This is a genomic window from Pedobacter sp. ISL-64 (genome assembly GCF_018613605.1).
Classification (GTDB): domain Bacteria; phylum Bacteroidota; class Bacteroidia; order Sphingobacteriales; family Sphingobacteriaceae; genus Pedobacter.
This window is the reverse complement of sequence record NZ_JAGGPU010000006.1, coordinates 203,826-224,992: the sequence shown is the minus strand read 5'-3', so window position 1 is coordinate 224,992 and position 21,167 is coordinate 203,826. Positions and strand designations below refer to the sequence as shown.

General features: G+C 43.5%; 26 protein-coding genes. 8 read left to right on the top strand and 18 right to left on the bottom strand.

Annotated features, from left to right (window positions below; all coding sequences use genetic code 11):
• Positions 1–4 precede the first annotated feature (4 nt).
• Positions 5–424, bottom strand: coding sequence for a hypothetical protein (locus J7E57_RS09005; protein WP_215127206.1), 420 nt, complete (start codon positions 422–424; stop codon positions 5–7).
• Positions 425–473: 49 nt separating this feature from the next.
• Here J7E57_RS09005 and J7E57_RS09000 point away from each other — a divergent pair, with 49 nt between their 5' ends.
• Positions 474–770 (top strand): transcriptional regulator, encoded by a 297-nt coding sequence (locus J7E57_RS09000; protein WP_215127204.1) that lies wholly within the window; start codon positions 474–476, stop codon positions 768–770.
• A gap of 118 nt (positions 771–888) precedes the next feature.
• On the opposite strand, the gene mobC is transcribed toward J7E57_RS09000, so the two are convergent.
• The 4 genes from mobC to J7E57_RS08980 all read right to left on the bottom strand — a co-directional run bounded on the left by mobC (position 889) and on the right by J7E57_RS08980 (position 5,669).
• Complete coding sequence (gene mobC, locus J7E57_RS08995) at positions 889–2,892, bottom strand: conjugal transfer protein MobC (RefSeq protein WP_251029864.1); 2,004 nt, start codon at positions 2,890–2,892, stop codon at positions 889–891.
• 17 nt (positions 2,893–2,909) lie between these two features.
• On the bottom strand, positions 2,910–4,196 hold the full coding sequence (locus tag J7E57_RS08990; RefSeq protein ID WP_215127202.1) for a relaxase/mobilization nuclease domain-containing protein: 1,287 nt from the start codon (positions 4,194–4,196) through the stop codon (positions 2,910–2,912).
• Entirely contained in the window at positions 4,184–4,573 is a 390-nt protein-coding gene (locus J7E57_RS08985) for a plasmid mobilization protein (protein WP_215127200.1), read from the bottom strand. The genes J7E57_RS08990 and J7E57_RS08985 overlap by 13 nt, the downstream gene beginning before the upstream one ends.
• Before the next feature lie 187 nt (positions 4,574–4,760).
• Complete coding sequence (locus J7E57_RS08980; protein ID WP_215127198.1) at positions 4,761–5,669, bottom strand: toprim domain-containing protein; 909 nt, start codon at positions 5,667–5,669, stop codon at positions 4,761–4,763.
• A 147-nt stretch (positions 5,670–5,816) separates the two neighbouring features.
• On the opposite strand from J7E57_RS08980, the gene J7E57_RS08975 reads away from it, so the two are divergent.
• Complete coding sequence (locus tag J7E57_RS08975) at positions 5,817–6,101, top strand: hypothetical protein (RefSeq protein ID WP_215127196.1); 285 nt, start codon at positions 5,817–5,819, stop codon at positions 6,099–6,101.
• 61 nt (positions 6,102–6,162) lie between these two features.
• Positions 6,163–6,423 carry a DUF6965 family protein gene (locus J7E57_RS08970; protein ID WP_215127194.1) on the top strand — a complete coding sequence of 87 codons (261 nt, stop codon included), beginning with the start codon at positions 6,163–6,165 and terminating at the stop codon, positions 6,421–6,423.
• 92 nt (positions 6,424–6,515) lie between these two features.
• Here J7E57_RS08970 and J7E57_RS08965 read toward each other — a convergent pair whose 3' ends face one another.
• The 12 genes from J7E57_RS08965 to J7E57_RS08910 form a co-directional block, all read right to left on the bottom strand.
• A complete protein-coding gene (locus J7E57_RS08965; protein ID WP_215127192.1) occupies positions 6,516–6,686 on the bottom strand; it encodes a hypothetical protein in 171 nt (56 codons plus the stop codon).
• Positions 6,687–6,755: 69 nt separating this feature from the next.
• Complete coding sequence (locus J7E57_RS08960) at positions 6,756–7,043, bottom strand: molybdenum ABC transporter permease (RefSeq protein WP_215127190.1); 288 nt, start codon at positions 7,041–7,043, stop codon at positions 6,756–6,758.
• 10 nt (positions 7,044–7,053) lie between these two features.
• On the bottom strand, positions 7,054–7,251 hold the full coding sequence (locus J7E57_RS08955; RefSeq protein WP_215127189.1) for a hypothetical protein: 198 nt from the start codon (positions 7,249–7,251) through the stop codon (positions 7,054–7,056).
• Positions 7,252–7,316: 65 nt separating this feature from the next.
• A complete protein-coding gene (locus J7E57_RS08950; RefSeq protein WP_215127187.1) occupies positions 7,317–9,143 on the bottom strand; it encodes a ParB/RepB/Spo0J family partition protein in 1,827 nt (608 codons plus the stop codon).
• Between the two features lie 72 nt (positions 9,144–9,215).
• Positions 9,216–9,428: a hypothetical protein gene (locus J7E57_RS08945; RefSeq protein WP_215127185.1), complete on the bottom strand. Its 213-nt coding sequence runs from the start codon at positions 9,426–9,428 to the stop codon at positions 9,216–9,218.
• Positions 9,429–9,430: 2 nt separating this feature from the next.
• The gene (locus J7E57_RS08940) at positions 9,431–9,871 is read right to left on the bottom strand and encodes a DUF6908 domain-containing protein (protein WP_215127183.1); all 441 of its coding nucleotides are present in this window, start codon (positions 9,869–9,871) and stop codon (positions 9,431–9,433) included.
• Between the two features lie 45 nt (positions 9,872–9,916).
• Complete coding sequence (locus J7E57_RS08935) at positions 9,917–10,333, bottom strand: hypothetical protein (RefSeq protein ID WP_215127181.1); 417 nt, start codon at positions 10,331–10,333, stop codon at positions 9,917–9,919.
• A gap of 71 nt (positions 10,334–10,404) precedes the next feature.
• Complete coding sequence (locus J7E57_RS08930; RefSeq protein ID WP_215127179.1) at positions 10,405–11,193, bottom strand: DUF3560 domain-containing protein; 789 nt, start codon at positions 11,191–11,193, stop codon at positions 10,405–10,407.
• A 32-nt stretch (positions 11,194–11,225) separates the two neighbouring features.
• On the bottom strand, positions 11,226–11,537 hold the full coding sequence (locus J7E57_RS08925; RefSeq protein WP_215127177.1) for a J domain-containing protein: 312 nt from the start codon (positions 11,535–11,537) through the stop codon (positions 11,226–11,228).
• Between the two features lie 264 nt (positions 11,538–11,801).
• Positions 11,802–12,293 (bottom strand): J domain-containing protein, encoded by a 492-nt coding sequence (locus tag J7E57_RS08920; RefSeq protein ID WP_215127175.1) that lies wholly within the window; start codon positions 12,291–12,293, stop codon positions 11,802–11,804.
• Positions 12,294–12,311: 18 nt separating this feature from the next.
• The gene (locus J7E57_RS08915) at positions 12,312–12,728 is read right to left on the bottom strand and encodes a single-stranded DNA-binding protein (RefSeq protein ID WP_215127173.1); all 417 of its coding nucleotides are present in this window, start codon (positions 12,726–12,728) and stop codon (positions 12,312–12,314) included.
• Positions 12,729–13,108: 380 nt separating this feature from the next.
• A complete protein-coding gene (locus tag J7E57_RS08910) occupies positions 13,109–13,576 on the bottom strand; it encodes a JAB domain-containing protein (protein WP_215127172.1) in 468 nt (155 codons plus the stop codon).
• 405 nt (positions 13,577–13,981) lie between these two features.
• On the opposite strand from J7E57_RS08910, the gene J7E57_RS08905 reads away from it, so the two are divergent.
• On the top strand, positions 13,982–14,146 hold the full coding sequence (locus J7E57_RS08905; RefSeq protein ID WP_215127170.1) for a hypothetical protein: 165 nt from the start codon (positions 13,982–13,984) through the stop codon (positions 14,144–14,146).
• Positions 14,147–14,148: 2 nt separating this feature from the next.
• On the opposite strand, the gene J7E57_RS08900 is transcribed toward J7E57_RS08905, so the two are convergent.
• Positions 14,149–15,018 carry a LytTR family DNA-binding domain-containing protein gene (locus J7E57_RS08900; protein ID WP_215127168.1) on the bottom strand — a complete coding sequence of 290 codons (870 nt, stop codon included), beginning with the start codon at positions 15,016–15,018 and terminating at the stop codon, positions 14,149–14,151.
• An 84-nt stretch (positions 15,019–15,102) separates the two neighbouring features.
• On the opposite strand from J7E57_RS08900, the gene J7E57_RS08895 reads away from it, so the two are divergent.
• From J7E57_RS08895 to J7E57_RS08880, 4 genes are all read left to right on the top strand, one after another.
• Entirely contained in the window at positions 15,103–15,474 is a 372-nt protein-coding gene (locus J7E57_RS08895; protein ID WP_215127166.1) for a hypothetical protein, read from the top strand.
• Positions 15,475–15,580: 106 nt separating this feature from the next.
• A complete protein-coding gene (locus tag J7E57_RS08890) occupies positions 15,581–16,180 on the top strand; it encodes an RNA polymerase sigma-70 factor (protein ID WP_215127164.1) in 600 nt (199 codons plus the stop codon).
• Positions 16,181–16,397: 217 nt separating this feature from the next.
• Positions 16,398–17,591: a FecR family protein gene (locus J7E57_RS08885; protein WP_215127162.1), complete on the top strand. Its 1,194-nt coding sequence runs from the start codon at positions 16,398–16,400 to the stop codon at positions 17,589–17,591.
• Positions 17,592–17,771: 180 nt separating this feature from the next.
• Entirely contained in the window at positions 17,772–21,164 is a 3,393-nt protein-coding gene (locus tag J7E57_RS08880; protein ID WP_215127160.1) for a SusC/RagA family TonB-linked outer membrane protein, read from the top strand.
• Positions 21,165–21,167: the final 3 nt, after the last annotated feature.

Sequence of the window (21,167 nt, the reverse complement as noted above, 5' to 3'; positions counted from 1 at the left end):
CTTTCTATGGCTTGGTATTGAACTTTTTTCTGATCGGGATCTTAAACTCCCTTTCAGCAATATCTACCATTCTTGAAAATGCAATTGCTTTAAGTTCCTCATCCTTTAATTGACCTTCCAAAAATTCAATCCGTTTCTGCATTTGATGCTGCTCAACCGATTCCCCCCAAACAAGAGGCTCAGATTTTTTTTGTTCCATTAATGCACATTGATCGGCAAATCTATTTGTTCTAGCTAATCGAGAAACATCATAGCCCAACTTGCGCATCCACAGAACTATTTTTCCGTGTTCTTTAAGCTCTCCGGTATGTTTTTCCCAAATTGCCTGCTTTGACCAACCACTTGTCAGATAGTCCTGAACAATCAAATACTTTTGATCCTTCGTGTACGTTTTCGAAGGTTTGCGCTTCTGTTTTGCGTCCATTTTTACACTTTTTAGTGTAAACCTATTTTAGGACAAGACATCTTTAGGGATGACCCGTCAGGGCCTATCTAAAATTGAACAAAGCGATCATATAGATGATGAGAAATTAGCGGTTATCGCCGAAGCTTTAGGCGTTCCTGTCGAGGCGATAAGAAACTATAATGAAGAATCTGTTGTGATCAACATTCAGAATATGAACGATACGTCCGGTGTTTATAATTATAATTTTAATCCTCTTGACAAGTGTATGGAACTGGTTGAAGAAAATAAAAATCTCTATAATCAACTGATCCAAAGCGAACGCGAAAAAGTTGAAATGCTTCAGAAATTACTCGATAAAAAATAAAGGAAGCAATCCGCAGATGCTTCCTTTGCTTATACGATTACAATGATTATTTCTTAATGACCAAATATCCTGCGTGTCGTTTTTGACTGGCTCTTACTAACATAATAATTGAAAAGTATCATTTGACGGGACTATTTTTTTTTATGATCAAATGCATAAGGGCCGGATCATTCATCAATCTAAATAATTCTGAATTTACTATGTCCTGTACATCCTGCCTGATCTGTTCATAGTTTCGCTGCACCATTTGGCTATCAACTTTGCGAATAACAGGAATTGGTTTATAGTTCTTTTCTTCCCTGTTGATGGCATCAAAGTCATTGACGATCTGGCAATGGAAAGCTTTGTATTCTATTTTTTGTTGCGGGGTATCGGCAACCGTTCCGGCAAATTCACCGCTGGAAAGGTTGGCCATCTTTGAAGCAGGGACAGCGTAATCAAGCTGTAAACTTTTACTGATGGAGGTGTCGCCGCTATTTATAGAAAGGCTCGTTTTATTCTGGTTGATCTTACCGATACGTTCACTAACTTGTTTGGCGCTATCTCCTGTAACCTGCCCTGAGATCAGGTTTCCCACCATATTAATGAGTACCTCGGCAGAATCCTTGCCGTATTCTTTCCGTAGCTGCGCTACTTCCTGAAGGCCGATAAAAGTGCAGATTTTGTTTTGCCTTCCGGTACTGACCACAGTATTGAGATCAACGGTTAAAGTGGGTTCCTCATCGAGCACAAGCGCACATTTATGTTTGTCTTTTTGGTTTATGATCTTTAATATCCTGTTGGTATATAAGGATAATACCGCACCATAGGTCATAATCTTTTGCGGATTATTGCCCATACAAAGCACCACCGGATGCTTTGGATTGTTTATGTCAAGACTGAAATCATCACCTGACAGGACATAATACAATTGGGGTGACGTAAGCCTTGCCAGCGCAATTTTTGCACTGGCAATCTGGCCTTCCAACTGCTCCTTAGCATTTGACAGGTAGGCACTGATGAATGGGTTTAATAAAACAGAAATTTCCGGTTCCAACCTCAATACGCTGAATAAATCGTCGTAATTAATCTGGATCAATTCAAGTACATGCGGCAAGGTGCAATACATACCATGTTTATATTTTCTCAAAAACCAGATAACAGCGGTAACAAAATTGATTGGTGACTCGACGAAAAAATCACCTTGTTTTTTCGACCACTCTTTATTGAGGCCAAGTAAGATCGTCCTTGCCGATTCACTGGCATCAGTGATATCGGTCATCCCAAGCGGGTCAAATACATTGGCGCGATGGGAGCGGGACAGGTCATCAAAATTGATAAAGAAGCAATCAGATTTAGCTTTATACCGATGTTTATTCAGTAGCCAATGGTTGTAAGCGATGATAGATAAATCGGGGAATTTGAAATCATAGATCAGGGCAGAGAATGGTTCTTCTTTACCAAGACATTGTGTTATGACGTGCCGTAAAAAGAATGCTGTCTTACCTGAACCAGCCGATCCCTGGCAAATCACGCCCCTTTGTGGTGATATGACGTTCAAATAACCAGCATGTATTTTTCCTTTGTAGCGGAAACGGGTTGGCAGGTTGATAGAAAATTCATTAGTAATTAATCGTGTCTCCTGGGGGAAAGTTTCGTTCTCCAGGTTAAACGGATCATCACTCAGCTTTTGCTTGATGATCCTGGAAAGGAGCGTCCCGCCGGAGAGCATCAGCAGGTATCCCAGGGAAAGAATGCCGATGTAAATTACTGCCACAGTAATATTATTCCATTGAAGCAGCAGCGTTAAGGAGCTTAGGAAATATAAGAGTAAGCCCGTTACTAAATAGCAAAATGCTGTCCTGTAATTTATCTTTTCGTTCTTCCTTCCCTTTGCGCCCATCAGCGAAATACACAGGAAGCCCAGGGCAATGAGCTTTGATTTATGAAAGTTGCTGAACAGCCCGGTGTTGCGGATGTTACCTAACAACCGGTCTGTAAAGGATGATGTAAGCTGCCACTGGTCAAAGGCAGCGTATAAAAAATAGTAACAATGAAAGAGTAGTAATGTGATACTGATAAACCTGGTCATATCCAGGATTTTCCTCATCGCCTGTTCGTTTTCGCCGGTCTGCATAGCCATAATCGTTTGTTATTAGTTTATCTTTTGATTGAATTTTTACGCTTCTTCTTTTTTCCGCTCAGCTCATAAGGCAGGTATGCCGATGCGTTTTCGTACTGTAGAAGCTCTTCCAGTACAGTAGTCTGGGGCGGTTGCCAGGACTGTTGTTCGTGGTTGATTTCAGAAGGGTGCTTATCATTTTGCTGCCCGTTTTCCTGGCTGCCTTGTTTGTCTGCGGATAGGGAATGGGCCGGAGTATCTTGTATAGGAACCAGACTGCCGCAACGTTCCAGAATGCCTTTTGCGCTGTAGCTTTTACCAAGATCACTGCCATTGAATACACACTTTGTTGTGTGGTCCACATAGGTAATGCCATACACTATCCCGTCTTTGTTCTGCCTTACGATGGCATCCATCCCCTCTCTATGCAGCCCTAAGATCATTTGTTGCAGGTTGCTTCCCGGGTTCCTTGCAAAGAATAGGTCTATTGTATTTTTAACACGGATTTTATGTTTAGGCTTCTCTTTGGAGTGCTCGATAAACTTTTGTTCGAGGTGTTTCAAAGTAGGCTTGTTATAAAAATCGCTGGCCTTAATGGGTACACCTTTCATTGTTCCATCAGGGGTACGAATCCGGTATAACAGGCCGCCGCTCCGGTACACGCGGGACTGCTCAGTCCCCCTTTCGGCGCTGACATTATACCGGTTCAACACAGCATTGAGTTCAGGTAAGGAGCTGAATTTATAGGTAGAAAGGACATGGTTCAGCACATTTGTTATCGCCCTTTTCGTAGCTGACCTGCCATATTCTACGGCTGCATTTACTGGGTTAATGTCATAGCGTTTCCGCTGCTCACTATCTTCCGCTTTAACCAGCCCAAAGGCAATTTCAATTTCTTTCCTGGCTTTTTCTGATTGGTTTTTACCGATATTATGCAGGTTAATTGCCTTGCCGTCGGGCTTAATATTCGTCGTTAGAATATGGACATGAGGATGCCCTGCATCGAAGTGCTGGTATAGCAAATACGGCTGTCCGCCGAAGCCGATCTTCTCTAAATAAGAGGCTGAAATCTCCTTTAATTTTTCAGGGGAATGGTGCTCAGATGGATCGAAATTCAGGGAAATATGAAGCGTATTTACCTTTGTTGATTCTCTTAACTCAGCCAGATTCTGCAAGCGGCGAAGCTTATCCGTAAAGGTTAATTTATCTACATCTTTGAGGTAATAGGCTGCCTCCAGGCATGTGGCAACACCCTCTTTTACCTTATGCTCATTGTAGTTCAGAACCTTCCTGATGTTGCCGCTCGGACGGATCACCGCAACCATTGGTCATTGATTTTATCCATGTGCCTGGTTATGGATTCAACGCTTTTCTGGAAGCTCCTTTTATCCAGTTCCCATGTGACCAGCCACCGTTCCAGTTCACTGCGGTGGTTGAGGGTATGCAGCTTCTTTACTGCCTGGTTGAGGTTATTGCCTGCTGCTTTAAGCTCCATTTTCAACCCTGCAAGCACGGTCACAAAATCATTGAGGGATTCATTCCGGTACTTCCCGATATGGGGTTTGGCGAGCACTTGCCTGCGCAGGAAGTCGCTGAATTTCGGGCTTGTCGTCTTGCTGTAAGCCTTTAATATGGCTTCGAGTTCGGCCTCTGTCACCCGGACATGCAGCCATTTGTTGCGGTTGTTTTTTTGTTCTTTCATCACTTATTATGTTCACGTTTTAAAAAAGCTGCATAGTTACCAAGAGCACTGCCCACGACTTCGGAGTAAGGGCAGCCAGATCCGGTTGTGAAACAACTGTACATCTGGCCGATTACGGGCGCCCCAGGTAATCGTACAGCTTTCCGTATATATCGGAAGCTCTTTTGTTAGAATCTAAAGGGGATTGTTATCTCCGGAGCCCCTGGCCCAGGTCGTTGCTTTTATCCTGGAGGGATTTGCTTTTACACAGGTAATCGTTTAAGTCCCCGCAGCCGGTATAGAGGCTGCTTTCATCTACGTAAGGTTTACCGGCAGACAAGGCACGCTTACTGTAATTTTGCCCGGCGGCATCATTGTCCAGGTACAGATGAGCTGAATCATATTGCTCCATTACAGGTTTGGCCTTTTCAAAGAATGCAAGGCTGTTGAGGATAAGAAAATCAGGCTTATTGATTTTATTGTCCTTTGAAATTACGAGGTAGGACAGGAAGTCAAAGAAGCCTTCAAAGACAGCGATGCTATTGCCGCCATTCGTAATAGTTGTTATGTCCTTCGGTGAACTGGCAGACTTAAAGAAAGGGTTGCGGATTTCATACCCTCCGGAATTGTTCTTAAAGCCTATCCCGTAAAAAGTTTTCTCCGCTATCTTGTAGCGGACTTCCCTGCAATACTGTTTTGCAATTTCAGCGGGGATACACCTGCCTGTAAGGTATTGGATTAACGCAGGACTGTTCAGCTCATGTTCGGCGACTACCGCTATGGTTTGTTGAGCAGACTTGCCTGCATGCCTGACATCCTGCTGTGGGATGGCAGGGAAGGTATCCTCAAGCCTGTGTAAAAATTCACCGACAGAGCACTTAAAATACTGCACACCGAAATCAACCAGGTTACCGCCCTGGCCTGACCCGAAGTCAAACCAGCGGTTACGGGTCCTGTTGATTTTAAATGACGGGCTTTTCTCATCCCTTAGCGGTGACCGGTACCAATGATCGGCACCGGTTACCTTGATTGGCTCATGGCCTAATTTGGACAGGTACCCCACCATATCCATTTGTTTTGCTTCGTCGCACGACAGCAATGCTTTCTTCTTTTCCATAATTCACGTTTTCTACTGCACAAAGAATTTTAGTGATACAAAAATAGGGGGCACCGGCAGATGCATCACTACCTGCGCAAATTCTGCGCAGGTTAAATCCGTCAAGGGTCGTTACTTTTGCTAAGTGAAAAGAAAATGTGAAATGGTATGACAACAAACGATGTGGCCGTGATGTATGATGCTTTGTTAAGCGTCCCCGGCATGAATGAAAAAAATGTGAAGGTTGATCTGAAGATCAGCAGGGCGCAAATCCTGCTACTGAGCCAGGCCATCAGGCAGGGAGTAAAGCAGGAAACAGGAATGGTAAAGGATCTTGTCTCGGTGCTGCCGAAAGAAAGCAGTAATGAACTTTGTGAAATCGCGGATGAGTTTTTACAAAAGGCTGGACTGGCTGAACTGTTCCAAAAGCTGCAGGCTTTCGCAGGGAAGTAGCCTGACGGCATTTAAAGTAAAGCATCATCTTTAGATGGTGCTTTTTTTTTAATTTTACATTATGCAAAAAGACACGCCACAACATCCCGAAGTACTTCAGGAGGTAGCCAGGCTAAAAGAATATTTTGATACAACGCCGATCCTCATAAAAGAGTGGCGGCAGGGATGTATGGTCGTAAAAGATATTCCCGAATTTATTAAGCTGGAACTAAACGCCGCTGCGACATTTAACCCCAAACATCCGTTCAATCCACCACTTAGACGGCTACAGCAACTTGAACAAAGCATACGCAATCAATTAAACGCCGTCCCTGTTGTTTAGATTGATAAGATACCATAAGTTTCGCTCCTAAGCATAGCATTAGACATAAAAGAAAGCATCTGGTAATGTTCTTGAAAGAAGCGCAAAGATTCTTAGCAAAGCTGAAAGCATAACAAACAAAAAACGCCGCAACCCCTTATCTCAAAGACAATCGGAAACGATAAATCTTCTTTGAGATAAGGGGTTGCACCGCTTCCCGCAAACGCCCATCCGTGAGGATGGAAGCGTTTGCCGTTTTTGCGCCCGTTTTCGGCTACTTTCATATCAACGGGCATTTTTCTTTGTTTAAAGGCACAAAGGCCGCTATTGCAGCCTTTAAATGCCGCATCCGACTATTTCTGAACTGCGGGGGCAGATTCCTGCTTAGGCTTTTTGTCAATATCCTTGTGGTTGTACCATTCCACAATGAGGAGTAAAGCACCAAAAAGGATTAACGCCGCAGCAATAATTCTTACCAACCTTTCCAACGGCTGTACAACCGACTTGTGTTCAAAACTTTTAAACTCCTGTACCCCGAAAGCATTGTTACGGTTAAACCTTCTGCGCCGCATAAAATAACGGAGTACGAGGCCGATAATTAAAATGACCGTTCCGTACACCTGTACACTTGTAATATCCATGACTGTAATTTTATTTAGTTAAACGTTGTTGTAACTGCAATAGTTTTTGCAGGATGTCATTCCAGTATGCCGCCCTTCGCTGTTCAAATATCTGAAGGGATTTAAAACGGTGTTCAGGTTTGAACGCTAAATATTTTTCAACCTCCTTAATCGTTTCGGCAAGCTGTGTAATTTCGATTTTTCTTCCTTCCAAATCTATAATGTTCATAATATTATATTATTTTTATGAAATAAAAATTGCGCCCCTTGTACGGCTGCGCCCCCGTACCCTGATTATGCTATCATCTCCAATCTTCCAATGCGCTTTTCCAGTTCCTTAATCCTTAACTCCATTTTATCCTGACGCTCTTTTGCTTTCTCCTCCTGTGCCTGCTCAATAGCGGCCACATCAAGACCGGATGCTTTGGCCATCTCGTACAATGCGTATGCAGTAACATTGGTCGGGTATTTACTTTCGGATTTTCTTGCAACGGCCATACGGATCAGGAAAGCGTATTGCTGCTCCGGCATGTTTGCCAGTGCTTCATAAAACTGCCCGTTATTTGAAAAATCGGTGTCGGCAAACAATACCCTGTTGACCGCATTCCTTACCGAATAATCAAGCGATTGATAAATGACCAATCTTGCGCATACCAAATCTGCGGCTGTAGGCTTTTGTGCCTGCTCGTCGGTTTCCTGCTGATTGAGAAATTGCTCGTGTACCTGCGACTGGATTTTATCCCTGTCTATTTCTTTTGCTCTTTCCTCCCTTGCGTTAATACGGGCTATTTCTGCGGTTAACAGTTCTATGGTGACCGTCCCTGCTTTTATGGCTTCCTGTACTTCTTTTGCGGTCACAGGTGCATTTGCGTTGTAAGAAGATTTCTTTTGCTCTGTACTGTAAAAGATAACTTTCCATTCGTCAAAGGAAAAGGTCAGCCCTTTTTTTGTTGTTTCCTTTGTTGCCTCTGCCTCAAATTCTGCAAGATCATTTTTATATTCCTGCATGTCATGATTATAACTATCCTCGTCAAATTCAGGCTCTTCCCCTTCTTCGCAATTCCATGTGTCTAAATAATCCTCCTTATCGGGTAAGGTTGGTGTTTGAATAATAGTTACATCAGAAAAGTTAACACGCGGTAAGCTGTCGGTTTCAGGCAGGGATTGCAAAACAAGCTCCGCTTCTTCGGACAATGCATAGTTAACAAGCAAGGCATCGGGCTGTTTGTCTGCAATGGCCTTGCGGACATTTCTCACTGTATTCTCTATGCACTTATCTTTATAACATGCCTTGTTATTACATACTGCTTCTTTGGCAAATTCAGGGAATAAAGATTTAAGCGTTGCAGAGTTGAACGGGCAATTTGTACAGGCTCCCATTGCGGGCTTCAAGTGTTTGTCCTTAGTGTCAAATGGCGCTTTTCTAAGGTCGTATTTATAGCGGGACAAAATATTTCGCAGGTTATGGATACCGAAATCCTTTTGTTTCCATTTTTTGCAATAGTCATTAAAAAATTGCTGTTGTGATTCGGCGGCAAGGGCGGCTATATCTGTCGCTTCCAGAATGTTGATTTTATTTTCAATAAACATTTCCTGTATCGGCTCAATAAGCCCTGCCAGTTTGATGCGGTTGTATACAAAGGCTTTGGATTTTCCGATACGGAGGGCAACCTCTTCCAAAGATTTACCCTCTCCCTGCATTTCTGCAATAAGGAGGGCTTCCTCTAATGGATGCGGGTCAACCCTTTTAAGATTTTCGGCCAAACGGATTTCGTTGGCCTGTTCGTCTGTGAGTTCCCGCACAACAACGGGAAGTTTTATAACCCCTGCCAATCCTGCCGCCCTTAACCTGCGTTCCCCGCTCACGAGTTCATACCGCTCGCCTGTTTGCCGTACGGTCAGGGCATGTATTAAGCCGTAAGTTTTAATACTGTCCGCTAATTCTTCAATCTCCCCCTGCTTAAAGATTTTGCGGTAATTCTTAGGACTAAAGTCAATCAAGGAAACTTCTATTTCTAAATGTTCCCCCGTTGGCATTTCAGCTTCGGCAATTGCAGGTGCGATTTCTTTGGGAGTTTGTTTTATTGATTTACGGTTTTTCCGTTTTGCTATCGTTGTCATAATATTAGATTTAAGTAAAAAATAAGTGGATGGTAAAAGGCAGCCACAACCCTGCGGCTGCCTTATTGATTTTTATTGTTCCTTGTACCTGAAGTAAGAGCCACTTGTAGTGAAAGGATAATCACCTTCTGTAAGTCTCACTTCTGCCTTAAATAACCTTGCTGTTTTTTTAGCAAGCATAACTGCACTAACCCTGTCGGCCATCAGCTTTTTATGTGGTGGGATGGCATCCCAATTTTTGCGGTCATGGTCAGGGTTGATCTGGAAATTAAATTGAAAGTTCATAGCTACCTGTTTAAAAATCCCTGTTGTTGAATATTGGCAAGCCATTGATTGGCAAAATCAGTGTGCCCCTTTTGCATCGGCCTGTGAAACTTGGTCAGGCTATCTGATTCCATCAATACGCTTTCTTCGTAAATAGCAAGGTTGGCCTGTCGGAATATATAAGGAGCAATCAGCACTTTGGCAAAGTCTGCCGAAAAACCCTCCCTGTTGTCAAGCATAAAGAAGCACATTTCAGGGTCTTGCATCAGGTCACCGTTTTGCTCATAGTAGTGGCAAAAACTGTATAGGGAGGCCAATCCCCAGGGCGTATTGATGCGCTCTCCGACCTTTTCTATTGTCAACGGCATATAAGGCTCGTTTAAAATCTTTCGGTATTGCCCCTCTTTAAGTGTATCTACCAATTGTGTAAATACAATTGTCGCTTTAAGATTTAAAAATTTCATATTGTTCTGCGCCCCTTGTACGGCTGCGCCCCGCTTTAAGGTCTTTTAATCGTTGTCTTCATCTTTAAATAGTTGGTCGTATGGAGGGTTTATTATCGTTTCCCTGTCCTTTTCAGGAGTGATATATATCTTACTGAATAGGGAGCGGTCGGTATTGATGCAGTGTTTTTCAATATATCCCCTTAGTTCTTCGGGATTATCAGAAACGAAATTGATACAGGCGTTCCCCATATATCGGTTAGTTTCCGAATCAAGGCGTAACGGAAGGTTATGACCTTCAAAAACAAGCCACTTCAAGTCTTCTTTAGGGAGCAGCCATTCCTTTTTGCTGCGCTTGTGTTTGAAATAATATTGTTGCCTGCTTGGTAAAAAGCCGCTGATAATAATCTCGTCCTTTTCTGTTGTTGCAAGCCATTCAGATATTTTAATAATCGTATAACGGCTACCTGTTTTAAATTCCATGTTCATTATGTTTAAAAGTTTAAAAATTGCGCCCCTTGTGCGGCTGCGCCCCGCTTAATGTTTTATGAATGCTATTGATTAAGGGTTGGATATTGGTTTGCTAAATTTTTGGCAAGCCATACCGCGTGGTTGTTTAGCTGCCTTTGGAATGCGGATTCAGACCTGCACCAAACAAAACCGTGACCCCGTACTTTTTTATAGGCTTCTTTGGATAAGCGCGAAGGGAAAAATATTTGCACCCTATTGGCTTCGGTATTCTCTTTAATCCGCACCCCGTTAATGATATATTCTTTTTCTTCACTCGCTTCAAGCCTTTCCAGTCCCTTGATACGCTCTTTTATCCGTCTGATATTGGCATTGTTATTTTTCAGCCTGTAGGCAGGGCAACCGATTTGCCTGAAACAATCGGGCGTATTGATTTCTACCCAAAGCTGTTCTGTTGCAAAAGGCAGTTTTAAAAAAGCTTCCTTATCTTTCTTCTTTACACATTTGTTGGCAGACTTCATAAATTCCTGCATGGCTTCCAACTCTTTTAACTTATCCTGTAGCTGTTCCAATGCGTTTGGATCATCAGAAAAAATAGCGGTGTTGTTTTCGATGGCTTCGGCTTTATCCTCGTAATACCCTGCCTTATCCATTTTTTCAAAAGCTTTACCATACGTGTTATGTATTTTATTCCTGTAGCTTCGATCAGCTTTTTCGGAATGATGCCCAACCAATATGGGTTGACCGAAAGGAATAGCAGCCGCCATTTTGTTAGCGTTGTTATATAGTTCGTTGGATTGTTTTTTATTTTTGGCTGCCTGATTTCTCGCATTTTCGATGCGGTTTTGCTTGCGTTCTTCAAAATCGTGTCTCATAATTTTATTTGTTGATTGGCTATGATGCCTGTTTATGAATGGGTTAAAATGCTGTAGGCCGCAATGATCTTTTTGCTCATTTCCTCGGCTTCGCTTATCCTGTCGGGGTTTTTATCGGGATGCCAAAGCATCATCATTTTGCGGTATGCCTTTTTTATTGCTGCGGATGTTGCGCCTTGTTCGATGCCTAAAATCCCGTAAGGGGTTTGCTGCTGACCCTGCAAAATGGCCTCTGCTTCTTCCTTACCCATGCGCTGTTTAAACGCTTTTTGCCAAGCTTTGGGGCTGCCGAACCCTGCGGCCGTATTGTAGGTTTTGTAACCGTCTAAAAATCCTTTTGCCATGTTTTTAGTTTAGTTATGGATGATGTTGACTTCATAGGGCTGCTCATTACAAGGAATGCCAAGGATTTGCAGGTGCTTGCATTTGCGGTATCTTTTCCATGCGGGGCAACTGCAACCCCAATGCTTTTTCTGTTTGTGTTGGGAGATCACATAAAGCCTGTTTGAACTTTGGCTTTCGATGTTAAATCGGTGCTGCCACTGGTCGGTGTCAGGCAGCATAACGGCGGTATCAATTCTAAGTACGGGTAACATTTTGTTTAAAATTTAATGGTTAGAAAAAGCGGTGTTAAGGGTTTTGCGTTTTTCGGTACGGATAATTTCGCTGCCGTATTTATCCCTGATCTGATCGAGTGTTTTTTTTCCGCCCCTTGTGGCTTTGTATAATTCACTGCGGTAATACCAAGCCTGTTTCTTAGGCGCAAAGAATAAACCCGCTGCTTTCAGTTCGGAGCGTACAGGATACGTTTCTCCCGTTACCCAAATCCATAAGCCGATGGCCTCGACTTTTATAGATGGCAGGTGTATGATCTGCTCGATTACCTTGCGGTATTCTTCGGAAAACTTCATTTCCTGTTCTGTCTCTTCCTCGGAAAGGTTAGCACCCTTCACGAGTTTAGCGGAGGCAAAGGCATATTCAGAATTGATCGCCTGCATGGTGGCGGTATCACCGCCTTTATCGGGATGGTATTGTAAGGCCAGTTTTTTATAGCGGGCTTTTACTTCATCCAGTGTTTTACAATCTTTAAAGAATTTCATAACGGTTGGGGTTAAGGTTTAAAATGGCAGGTCGTCTTTTTTAGCTTCTTCTGCTTTGGCTTTCCTGCTTTTACCTGTAGCCTTGCCTTGTGTAGCGGTTACGGCCTCCTCTTCGTCTTTTGGTGCATATTTGGTAAACCTGATCTGGCTTGCATTAAAATTTAATGCGGCGTTCCAATTGTCGTTCCTGTCTTTGTATGGTTTTGCCCAAGCCCTGCCGATGAGGTCTACGGCTGCGCCTTTGCGCAATACTTTGGCTACGCCTGTTCCGAGCCAGTAGGTACAATTAAAAAAGGTGGTCAGATCAACCCGTTCATTGCTGTCTTTGGGTTTGTACGAATCATTGTCGGCAATGCTGAACGTGATAAATTTCCTGCCATCCTCTAGTTGTTTGATGGTGGCATCTGCGGTTACTGTTCCTGAAATGTGTTGCATAACATTTGTTTTTTAATGATTAAAAATTTTGTTCGTTTCTTTTTCTTTTCAGCCGCCTGCCTCAATGGGCCTTTTTCAAACGGAAAAAAAGAAAGCAATCGGCAGGGTGCCCAAAGGCGAAAGCCAAAAAAAAAATGGTTTAATGGGGGGCCCCTTTAGGGGGGAAACCGTTCATCCAATTCTTTTTTTGGCTGCTTTGCGCGGGGGCTTGGGCACCCTAGATTAGCTGCACTTTTTGTCTGTTGTATGAAAAAGGCCCAGGGAGGAGGTCTTCCCCCTCTCTTCGGTGAACTTCAGAATGAAGAGGAGCAGGGCATCCCGCGTAAGGGAAGGAACAGTAATGAACTTTAGCTGTGGTAAAAACGGAGCAAAAAAAAGGGCTATAAAAGCCCTTCTTCAGCTAAGGATATAAAGCCTTCGCTGGTAATGATCAGGTGGTCAATAACCCCAATATCGAGGATCTTTCCGGCCGCAACCATTCGGGTTGTCAGTTGGCGGTCAGCCTGGCTTGCAGCAAGGTTGCCGCTGGGGTGGTTATGACAAAGGATTACCCTTTTGGCATTGATCTTCAGCGCACAGCAGAACACGAGACGGACATCAACAACGGTACCCATTGTGCCGCCGCATGAACATTCATAAAGGCCAACCACTTTATTGGAGGCGTTTAGCAGCATAATCTTAAACTGTTCCTGAAGCTCTATTTTATCCATATCCCAATGGTTACGAAAAACGTCGTAAGCCTGTTTGGTTGAACAAACTGATAGCCTTAAAGAGGGCTTTACCTTTGTGCGGTAAACGAGTTCAATTTCTGCTACAGCCGTAAACGGTGGAGTGATGCGCATTTCCATAATTGCTGATTTAAAGTTTTAAAATGAATTATGGAACCCATTCAGGCTATGCGCAATCGAGGCCAAAAGGAAACGGAATCAATAGCGAAGCATGAGCGGTTTATCCGTAGTCTTTGGGCCGCTTCAGCAGCGCATGGCCTACCTTTGTGGTTTCATTCATGCGACACTTCTCCCTCACTATATTTTAGTCTCAATATAATAGGTGTGGATCAGGAAGATGGACAAAAAGCCTAACGTATAAAACAGAGCAGGGTCAATATGCATCAGGGATTGAAGTGGAAATCCTTTTCTGCAAGAAAAGATTGCAGCGGAAAGCCCGGCCGAAGGGATGCCCCTTTTGATCGTTAAACGAAAAGAAAGCTTTTTTAGAAATAATTATAACTACGCAGACAGGCTGCGCACCTAATGGATCAGATAAAGATGGCTGCTGGTGCCTACCTCGAAATATTACTAAATACAGGTAAGATCGAAAACTCCGGCATATCCGATGGTTATATCATTTCGGGTACAACAAAATTTAAAAATGTACTTTCAATAACGCAGATATTTATTGATACCGATATCAGGTAAGGTCATAAGTAATCCATCCAGCTCTTAAAATCTTTCGCACGCTTCTGGCTGACCACCGCATCAGTAGCCAAAGGTGGGTGTAATTTTATGCTCAGTTTCCCATAAGTAAGTAAGCCGTAAGCTTTACAAGCCTCTCTATGAACGATCAATTGCCTGTTGGCACGGAAAAAAATATCTTCCGGTAATTGTTGCTGTACTTCGTCAAGTGCTGTATTGACAAAATAATCTTCGCCATTAACTGTCCTTAAATAGTTATTATCCCCCTCCCTAAAGAAGTAGGCAATTTCATTTATCGCCAATAATAAGTTAGCGGCACCTTTGCTTACTGTAAACGTTTCTTTCGGCCTATTGGGGCCAACATGCTGCACCGCAAGTTGGGAGATTATTTTTTCTGCCTGTGACCATTTGAGATAAAAATGGTAGGCGATGTAGTAAACATTGATCAGCAGCAACTGCAATAGAATAAACTGGAAGTCATATTTCAGATAGGTTGTCTTAAAAATGTTCAGGCCCCGGATGGCGAAGTAGAGGGAAGCCATCAGGAAGGCGCAGACAGCCGGGATAATAAAAGCGAAGAATACCTGGGTGCCTGCACGCTGTATGGTCTGCGCTGTCCAGTCAAATTTTTTATCGAGCCGGATATTAATTGCCCTGATGATATTGAAGAGGATAAACGCAATAAGGAAACTTGGGATGAGCGCATAATAATAATGCGGCATCAGCAGCATTTCGAAGAGGGTTAACGTTTCCCCGTAGGCAACAAGGATATGTGCAGCAAGCAGGCAGGCAATAACCCTGAAATAGATGTCGTTATATTCAATAATAAAGCTGCTCCTGAAAGAAGCCCTATCTGTGCTTTGCGGATCAGGCATTGATTTTGTGGCTTGTTATCGCAATTATTTTATTGCTAATTAAACGACGGCAAATAGTAAATATTATAACTAAAAAAACAACCCATGTCAAAACAACCCTTCACCGACGAGGGCGTGCGCATCAAAAAGCAGGAGCTATACCAACTCCCGGACGATGCCCTTCGCGCAGAAACAGAAAGTTTAAGAGTAGACTTCAGAACATGGATGCACTGGCATTTTGACCTGGATGAAAAGCAAAGGATTTTCCTGGAATCAATGGAATATCCATTTATCCAGGTATTGGCTGAAGACCTTTCGGATTGCATAGGGTTCCGCCTCCCGCTGTCTTTCCTATGGCCGTTGCATACTATAGGAAGTAAGTTTGTACAGCCTATCAGTACGCTGGTCCGCCATATTGATCCGATAAAAGGGTATACGGTTACGGGTGAGCTGACAATTGAGATCGGGTACAGATAGTACAGTGTTGTAGAGTCTAACGTCAATATAATTGTTCCGGTATTTTTTATCACCCTGAATAATTTGTATATTAGTATTGTTGCGGCATTGAACGCAAGGGAGTAAAGTGAACAGTTATAAAGCTCTTTCTGACAGTGAGTTGGTACATCTGCTACGGCAGGATGATGAGCAGGCTTTGTCTGCTTTATACCTTCGCTTTTGGGACAAGCTGTTATCTGTGGCCTGCCACCGCCTCCATGAACCGGAAGAAGCAGAAGAAATTGTCCAGGACATTTTTATTAAATTATGGCAGCGAAGGGACGGGCTCGAACTTACCCATTCGTTAGCTACATACCTGGCGGTAGCCGTTAAGTACCGTGTCATCAATTTCCTTGACCAGAGAGGCCGCAAGCGTGTGAAAGAATCCAGGCTCCCGGACCTCAATTCCCAATTACAGCCTTCTGCTGAAGAGTATATTTTTGAAAATGAGCTGCGGTTAAGGATAGAAGCAACAGTTAAAAGCCTGCCGGACAAATGCCAGATCGTATTCAGGATGAGCCGGGAAGACGGGTTGTCCAACAGGGAGATTTCAAAAGAACTTGACATTGCCGAAAAGACTGTAGAAGCCCATATGTCGAAGGCGCTCCGGCACATCAGGGGAAACCTTACAACATTTGTACCGCCTGTCCTGCTTGCTATTTTAGAGCAAAATAAATTTCATCTGTAAGCGCAACAAAAGACACGAAACGCATTTACCCGACCAAGTGAAACTATGTCTTGTATAGCCCAATCGTTGATAAATACCCTTAATAATTTCTGAAATAATCATTTTGATATTTAAGGCATCTTCTTACCAACACTGATTATCCGGGCAGGTATAAATTTTTAAGCTACAGGCTAAGGGTTGGCGTGCATTATTCTGACTATAGAATAAACCACCCGATATGGACCAGGAATATACCGATGAATATATAGAATCACTTGCCGGCAAATGGAAAGATGGCACACTGACTGATGCGGAGCAGGAAATATTTGACGCATGGTACAATAGCCATCAGGATCAAAAGCTGGTACTGCCCCACGGCTATGCTTCAAGCCCTTCAGAGATCCGTGACCGGATGCATATGGGTATTAAGGCGCAGATCAGGGCAACGCACTTGCAGCGCAGAAAGTATTTCCCTATTCCCCAATGGCAACGCATTATTGCAGCGGCTTGTATTTTCATGATTGTAGGGACGGCCACATATTTCTATCTCTGGCCGGACGGGCAGCATATAAAGAACCAGGCCATTGCTAAGGATATAGCGCCCGGTGGAAATAAGGCGACACTGACGTTAGCCAACGGAAAGGTTATACGCCTGGATGAACAGAAAAACGGGACAGTCCTTTCGGAGGCCGGTGTTATTATTACAAAAACTACGGATGGCCAGGTAGTATATAACATCAGTAGCGATAACAATAAAGGGCCTTTGGGCAAGTACAACACCATAAGTACACCCAATGGCGGAACCTATCAAGTGAACCTGCCTGATGGCAGCAAGGTACGGCTTAACGCCGCTTCAACACTAACTTTTGCGGCCTCTCTGAGAGAGCGTGGAGAGAAAAACCGCAGGGTCATTTTGAGCGGCGAAGCCTACTTTGAAATAGCCAGGGATAAGGCACACCCCTTTGTCGTCGTCACAACCAGCAAACAGGAAATAGAGGTTTTAGGCACTCATTTTAATGTCAATGCCTATACAGATGAAAAAGCAATCCGGACTACGCTGCTGGAAGGCTCTGTGCGCATACATACTTTGTCCCCGGCGGCCAGAGATATAATACTGAAGCCGGGCGAGCAATCCGTATTAACCGCAAACTCCATAAGTATCTCAGATGCAGACCTTGAATCCGTAATGGGCTGGAAAGAAGGCTTGTTCGTTTTTCATGATGCGGATGTACCAACTGTAATGCGGCAACTTTCAAGGTGGTATAATATAGAAGTGGAATATAGCGGCGCTATTCCCAAAGACCTGTTTACCGGTGGTATCTCGCGGCAGTCCAATTTGAGTACCGTACTGAAAATGCTGGAGCTGATCAAGATCAGGGGCAGGATCGTACAAACTGAACATGGCAAAAAACTGATCATCACCAATCCATGAAACAATAAGTAACCGAGTGTTTAACTAAACCTATAAGCGTATGAAATAAAAAAAAGAATCAGGTAGTTAATAATCCCCCGGCATAAAAAAGCCGGATGTGTTTTACTAGAACACTTCCGGCCATGTTCGGGGTCGAAAAAATTTGTAACAACTCAATGAACTAACCCAAGCAATAAAAGTATGAAATTTTTTACATACGGGAATCCCTGCGCCCTTAAAAGAGCGTGGAGCATATCCTGGCTAAAGGGGCTTGACCCTGCCATCAAGCGGACCATCATTATGCGGATAAACCTTGTCGCATGCTTAATCTCCATTACCATTATGAATGTATGTGCTTCCGTACGTGCGCAGAGCATATCCCTGAGCTTTAAACAAGCGGCATTAACCGAGGTACTTGCCACAATAAAGAAGCAAAGCGGTTATCAATTCCTCTATAATAACTCGGAAATAAAACGGGCAAAAGATGTGTCCGTAACGATTAAAAATGCGACCCTGAAAGATGCGCTGGACCAGGTGTTTAAAGATCAGCCGCTCAGTTATCAGATACTGGACAAAACCATTGTCATTAAAGAAAAGACGGAAAAGCAGAAGGAAGAAAACAATAGCAAAAGTGCTGCCCGGGATATTACCGGAACGGTTACGGATGAAAAGGGAGAGCCTCTGGTTGGTGCTACCGTGGCTGTCAAAGGCACAAACCAATATGCAATGACCAATAGTGTCGGGGCCTTTGTCCTCAACGGTATAAATGAAAACGTGGTCCTGCGGATATCGTTTATAGGTTTTGAAACCAGGGAGGTCAGGGCCAAAGAAAACATAACCATCAGCCTTACAAGAAAGATTTCCGACCTGGATGAGGTTCAGGTCATAGCTTACGGGACCACTACGCAACGGTTGAATACCGGCAGTGTCAGCACTGTGAAGGCAGCAGATATAGAAAGCCAGCCTGTTTCCAATCCATTGGCAGCATTGCAGGGAAGGGTGCCGGGAATGGTGATCACGCAAACAAGCGGCGTGGCCGGTTCCTCTTTCAAGGTGCAGATCAGGGGGCAAAGTTCACTGGACCCTGCATTGTCGCAAAACAACCCCCTGTTTATTATTGATGGTGTCCCTTTTGAAGCGGGAATAACAGCAACAAACCGGGTTTCATCGGCAGCAAATAACCCGACCTCAATCAGCACAGGGGGATTAAGTCCGCTCAACCTGATCAACCCGCAGGACATTGAAAGCATAGATGTACTTAAAGATGCTGATGCTACTTCGATCTACGGTAGCCGGGGTGCCAACGGAGTTATATTGATCACTACTAAAAAGGGTAAAACGGGAGCAACAAGGGTTAATGTCAATAGTTATTTCGGCTATAACAAGGTTGGCAGAACAATGGACATCTTGAATACTGAGCAATATATTGCCATGCGCAAAGAAGGGATAGCCAATGATGGCTTTACTCTAAGTGCTAACCCGCTTAATCAAGGTTACGCACCTGATATTATGCTCTGGGATGCGTCCCGGTACACTGATTTTAAAGATTTACTCATTGGCAATAATGCGTATTCTCAAAATTTACAAGCCTCTGTTTCAGGTGGCAATAACCTGACCCAATTCCTTGTCGGGGCGGGCTATCATAGGGAAACCACAGTGTATTCCAAAAAATTTTCAGACAATATTACTTCGTTTAATTTCAGCATAAACCATAAAACTGCTGACCAGAAGTTCAACATCCAATTTTCGGGCATGTATTCAAATGACAAAAACAAGCTGCCTGCCTATGATATGACAAGATATCTTAACTCGCCTCCCAACCTTCGTTTATATGATGATGCCGGAAACTTAAGCTGGGACGAAGCCGGGGTCAGCTATTGGTCGCTGGGCCACACTAATCCATTGTCTTTCCTGGAAGAAAAATATGAATCCATAAACGAGAATTTAAATGGTAACCTCAATCTAAGCTATAGCCTGTTGCCCGGGCTTGTAGCCAGGGCTAACCTTGGTTACAATGTATTCAGGACCGATGAATCGTCTGCGAAACCTAAAGTATCCATAGACCCTAATGTATCGCAGCTTCCCTCAGCGTATTTTGCTAATTCAGTAAATCGCAGCTGGATTATAGAACCGCAGCTGGAGTATAATCTTACCGGTTCCAGGGGTAAACTGAATATATTATTAGGCAATACCTTACAGGATAAAAGCGGTTCATCAAATCTCATGAGCGGCCTCAATTATAGTTCTGACTTACTGCTGAATTCTATTGCAGCAGCAGGAACGATCAATGCTTCAAATGACCGGGCTGTGTATCGCTATACGGCGTTATTCGGAAGGATCAATTATAACTACCTGGACAGGTATATTATTAATCTGACAGGGCGCCGTGATGGTTCTAGCCGGTTCGGGCCAAAGCAGCGATGGGCAAATTTTGGTGCTATTGGTGCAGCATGGGTATTTTCCAATGAATCCTTTATAAAAGAGGCTGTCCCGTTTTTAAGTTATGGTAAAATAAGAACTAGCTACGGATCAACCGGAAATGACCAGATCGGTGACTACAAATATCTTAATCTATGGAGCAGCACTACGAATAACTATAATGGCTTGTCGGGACTTTTTCCAAGAAGCTTGTATAACCCCAATTTCAATTGGGAACGTAGCAGGAAATTCGAGGCTGCTCTGGAGCTTGGCTTGCTGAAAGACGCTGTTTTCCTGTCCGGCGCGTATTATAATAACCGGAGCGATAATCAGCTGATCAACTACGTCCTGGCCAGCCAGACAGGATTTGGAAACGTTGTCCGGAACTTTCCCGGCCTGGTTGAAAATTCGGGGATAGAGGTGCTGGTAAGGACAAAAAATATTTCTACTGCGAATTTGAAATGGACAACATCACTTAATATTACCGTACCAAGGAATAAGCTTATCTCCTTTCCAAATATTGCTGCAACCAGTTATAACAATACTTACGTGGAAGGAAAATCACTGAGCGTGATAAGGGGCTATAGATTCCTGGGAGTCGATCCTCAAACAGGTATCTATGCTTATGAGGATTTCAATGGCGACGGGCAGTTAACGAGGGCGGCAGATTTTCAGGTTTTTGGTAATCGGGACCCAAAGTTCTACGGCGGCCTTCAAAATAATATCAGCTACAAAGGCTTTGACGTGACTTTTTTCTTTCAGTTTACAAAACAAACAGGATCGAATTATATCCAGCAGTTATCGGATGCTGCGCCCGGGCAGATTTATAACCAGCCGGAAATTGTATTGCACAGGTGGCAAAAGCCAGGTGATAATTCCGAAATCCAGAAGTTCACATCCATAGCCAGCAGTGTATCGGGAGCTTTGGGGAATCTCAATCTCTCTAATGGAAGATATACTGATGCTTCTTTTATTAAATTAAAGAACGTATCCTTTTCCTATGGGTTGCCGAAAGACTGGCTTAACCGTTACCGGATAGGAGGCTGCCGGCTATATGTCGAGTTACAAAACCTTTTAACGATTACCGGTTATAAAGGTGCTGACCCTGAAGTTCAGGATTTTTATGTGCTTCCACCTTTAAGGACAATGGTTGCTGGTATTCAAATAAACCTTTAATGT

Coding starts and splice junctions, on each gene's coding strand:
- J7E57_RS08915 (WP_215127173.1), bottom strand. CDS start 12,728: ATGCAACACATTTCAGGAACAGTAACCGCAGATGCCACCATCAAACAA.
- mobC (WP_251029864.1), bottom strand. CDS start 2,892: ATGGCTATGCAGACCGGCGAAAACGAACAGGCGATGAGGAAAATCCTG.
- J7E57_RS08910 (WP_215127172.1), bottom strand. CDS start 13,576: ATGGAAATGCGCATCACTCCACCGTTTACGGCTGTAGCAGAAATTGAA.
- J7E57_RS08880 (WP_215127160.1), top strand. CDS start 17,772: ATGAAATTTTTTACATACGGGAATCCCTGCGCCCTTAAAAGAGCGTGG.
- J7E57_RS08985 (WP_215127200.1), bottom strand. CDS start 4,573: ATGAAAGAACAAAAAAACAACCGCAACAAATGGCTGCATGTCCGGGTG.
- J7E57_RS08940 (WP_215127183.1), bottom strand. CDS start 9,871: ATGAAATTTTTAAATCTTAAAGCGACAATTGTATTTACACAATTGGTA.
- J7E57_RS08990 (WP_215127202.1), bottom strand. CDS start 4,196: ATGGTTGCGGTGATCCGTCCGAGCGGCAACATCAGGAAGGTTCTGAAC.
- J7E57_RS08950 (WP_215127187.1), bottom strand. CDS start 9,143: ATGACAACGATAGCAAAACGGAAAAACCGTAAATCAATAAAACAAACT.
- J7E57_RS08970 (WP_215127194.1), top strand. CDS start 6,163: ATGCAAAAAGACACGCCACAACATCCCGAAGTACTTCAGGAGGTAGCC.
- J7E57_RS08945 (WP_215127185.1), bottom strand. CDS start 9,428: ATGAACTTTCAATTTAATTTCCAGATCAACCCTGACCATGACCGCAAA.
- J7E57_RS08980 (WP_215127198.1), bottom strand. CDS start 5,669: ATGGAAAAGAAGAAAGCATTGCTGTCGTGCGACGAAGCAAAACAAATG.
- J7E57_RS08905 (WP_215127170.1), top strand. CDS start 13,982: ATGGATCAGATAAAGATGGCTGCTGGTGCCTACCTCGAAATATTACTA.
- J7E57_RS09005 (WP_215127206.1), bottom strand. CDS start 424: ATGGACGCAAAACAGAAGCGCAAACCTTCGAAAACGTACACGAAGGAT.
- J7E57_RS08920 (WP_215127175.1), bottom strand. CDS start 12,293: ATGAAATTCTTTAAAGATTGTAAAACACTGGATGAAGTAAAAGCCCGC.
- J7E57_RS08930 (WP_215127179.1), bottom strand. CDS start 11,193: ATGAGACACGATTTTGAAGAACGCAAGCAAAACCGCATCGAAAATGCG.
- J7E57_RS08935 (WP_215127181.1), bottom strand. CDS start 10,333: ATGGAATTTAAAACAGGTAGCCGTTATACGATTATTAAAATATCTGAA.
- J7E57_RS08885 (WP_215127162.1), top strand. CDS start 16,398: ATGGACCAGGAATATACCGATGAATATATAGAATCACTTGCCGGCAAA.
- J7E57_RS09000 (WP_215127204.1), top strand. CDS start 474: ATGACCCGTCAGGGCCTATCTAAAATTGAACAAAGCGATCATATAGAT.
- J7E57_RS08960 (WP_215127190.1), bottom strand. CDS start 7,043: ATGGATATTACAAGTGTACAGGTGTACGGAACGGTCATTTTAATTATC.
- J7E57_RS08975 (WP_215127196.1), top strand. CDS start 5,817: ATGACAACAAACGATGTGGCCGTGATGTATGATGCTTTGTTAAGCGTC.
- J7E57_RS08955 (WP_215127189.1), bottom strand. CDS start 7,251: ATGAACATTATAGATTTGGAAGGAAGAAAAATCGAAATTACACAGCTT.
- J7E57_RS08895 (WP_215127166.1), top strand. CDS start 15,103: ATGTCAAAACAACCCTTCACCGACGAGGGCGTGCGCATCAAAAAGCAG.
- J7E57_RS08965 (WP_215127192.1), bottom strand. CDS start 6,686: ATGAAAGTAGCCGAAAACGGGCGCAAAAACGGCAAACGCTTCCATCCT.
- J7E57_RS08900 (WP_215127168.1), bottom strand. CDS start 15,018: ATGCCTGATCCGCAAAGCACAGATAGGGCTTCTTTCAGGAGCAGCTTT.
- J7E57_RS08925 (WP_215127177.1), bottom strand. CDS start 11,537: ATGGCAAAAGGATTTTTAGACGGTTACAAAACCTACAATACGGCCGCA.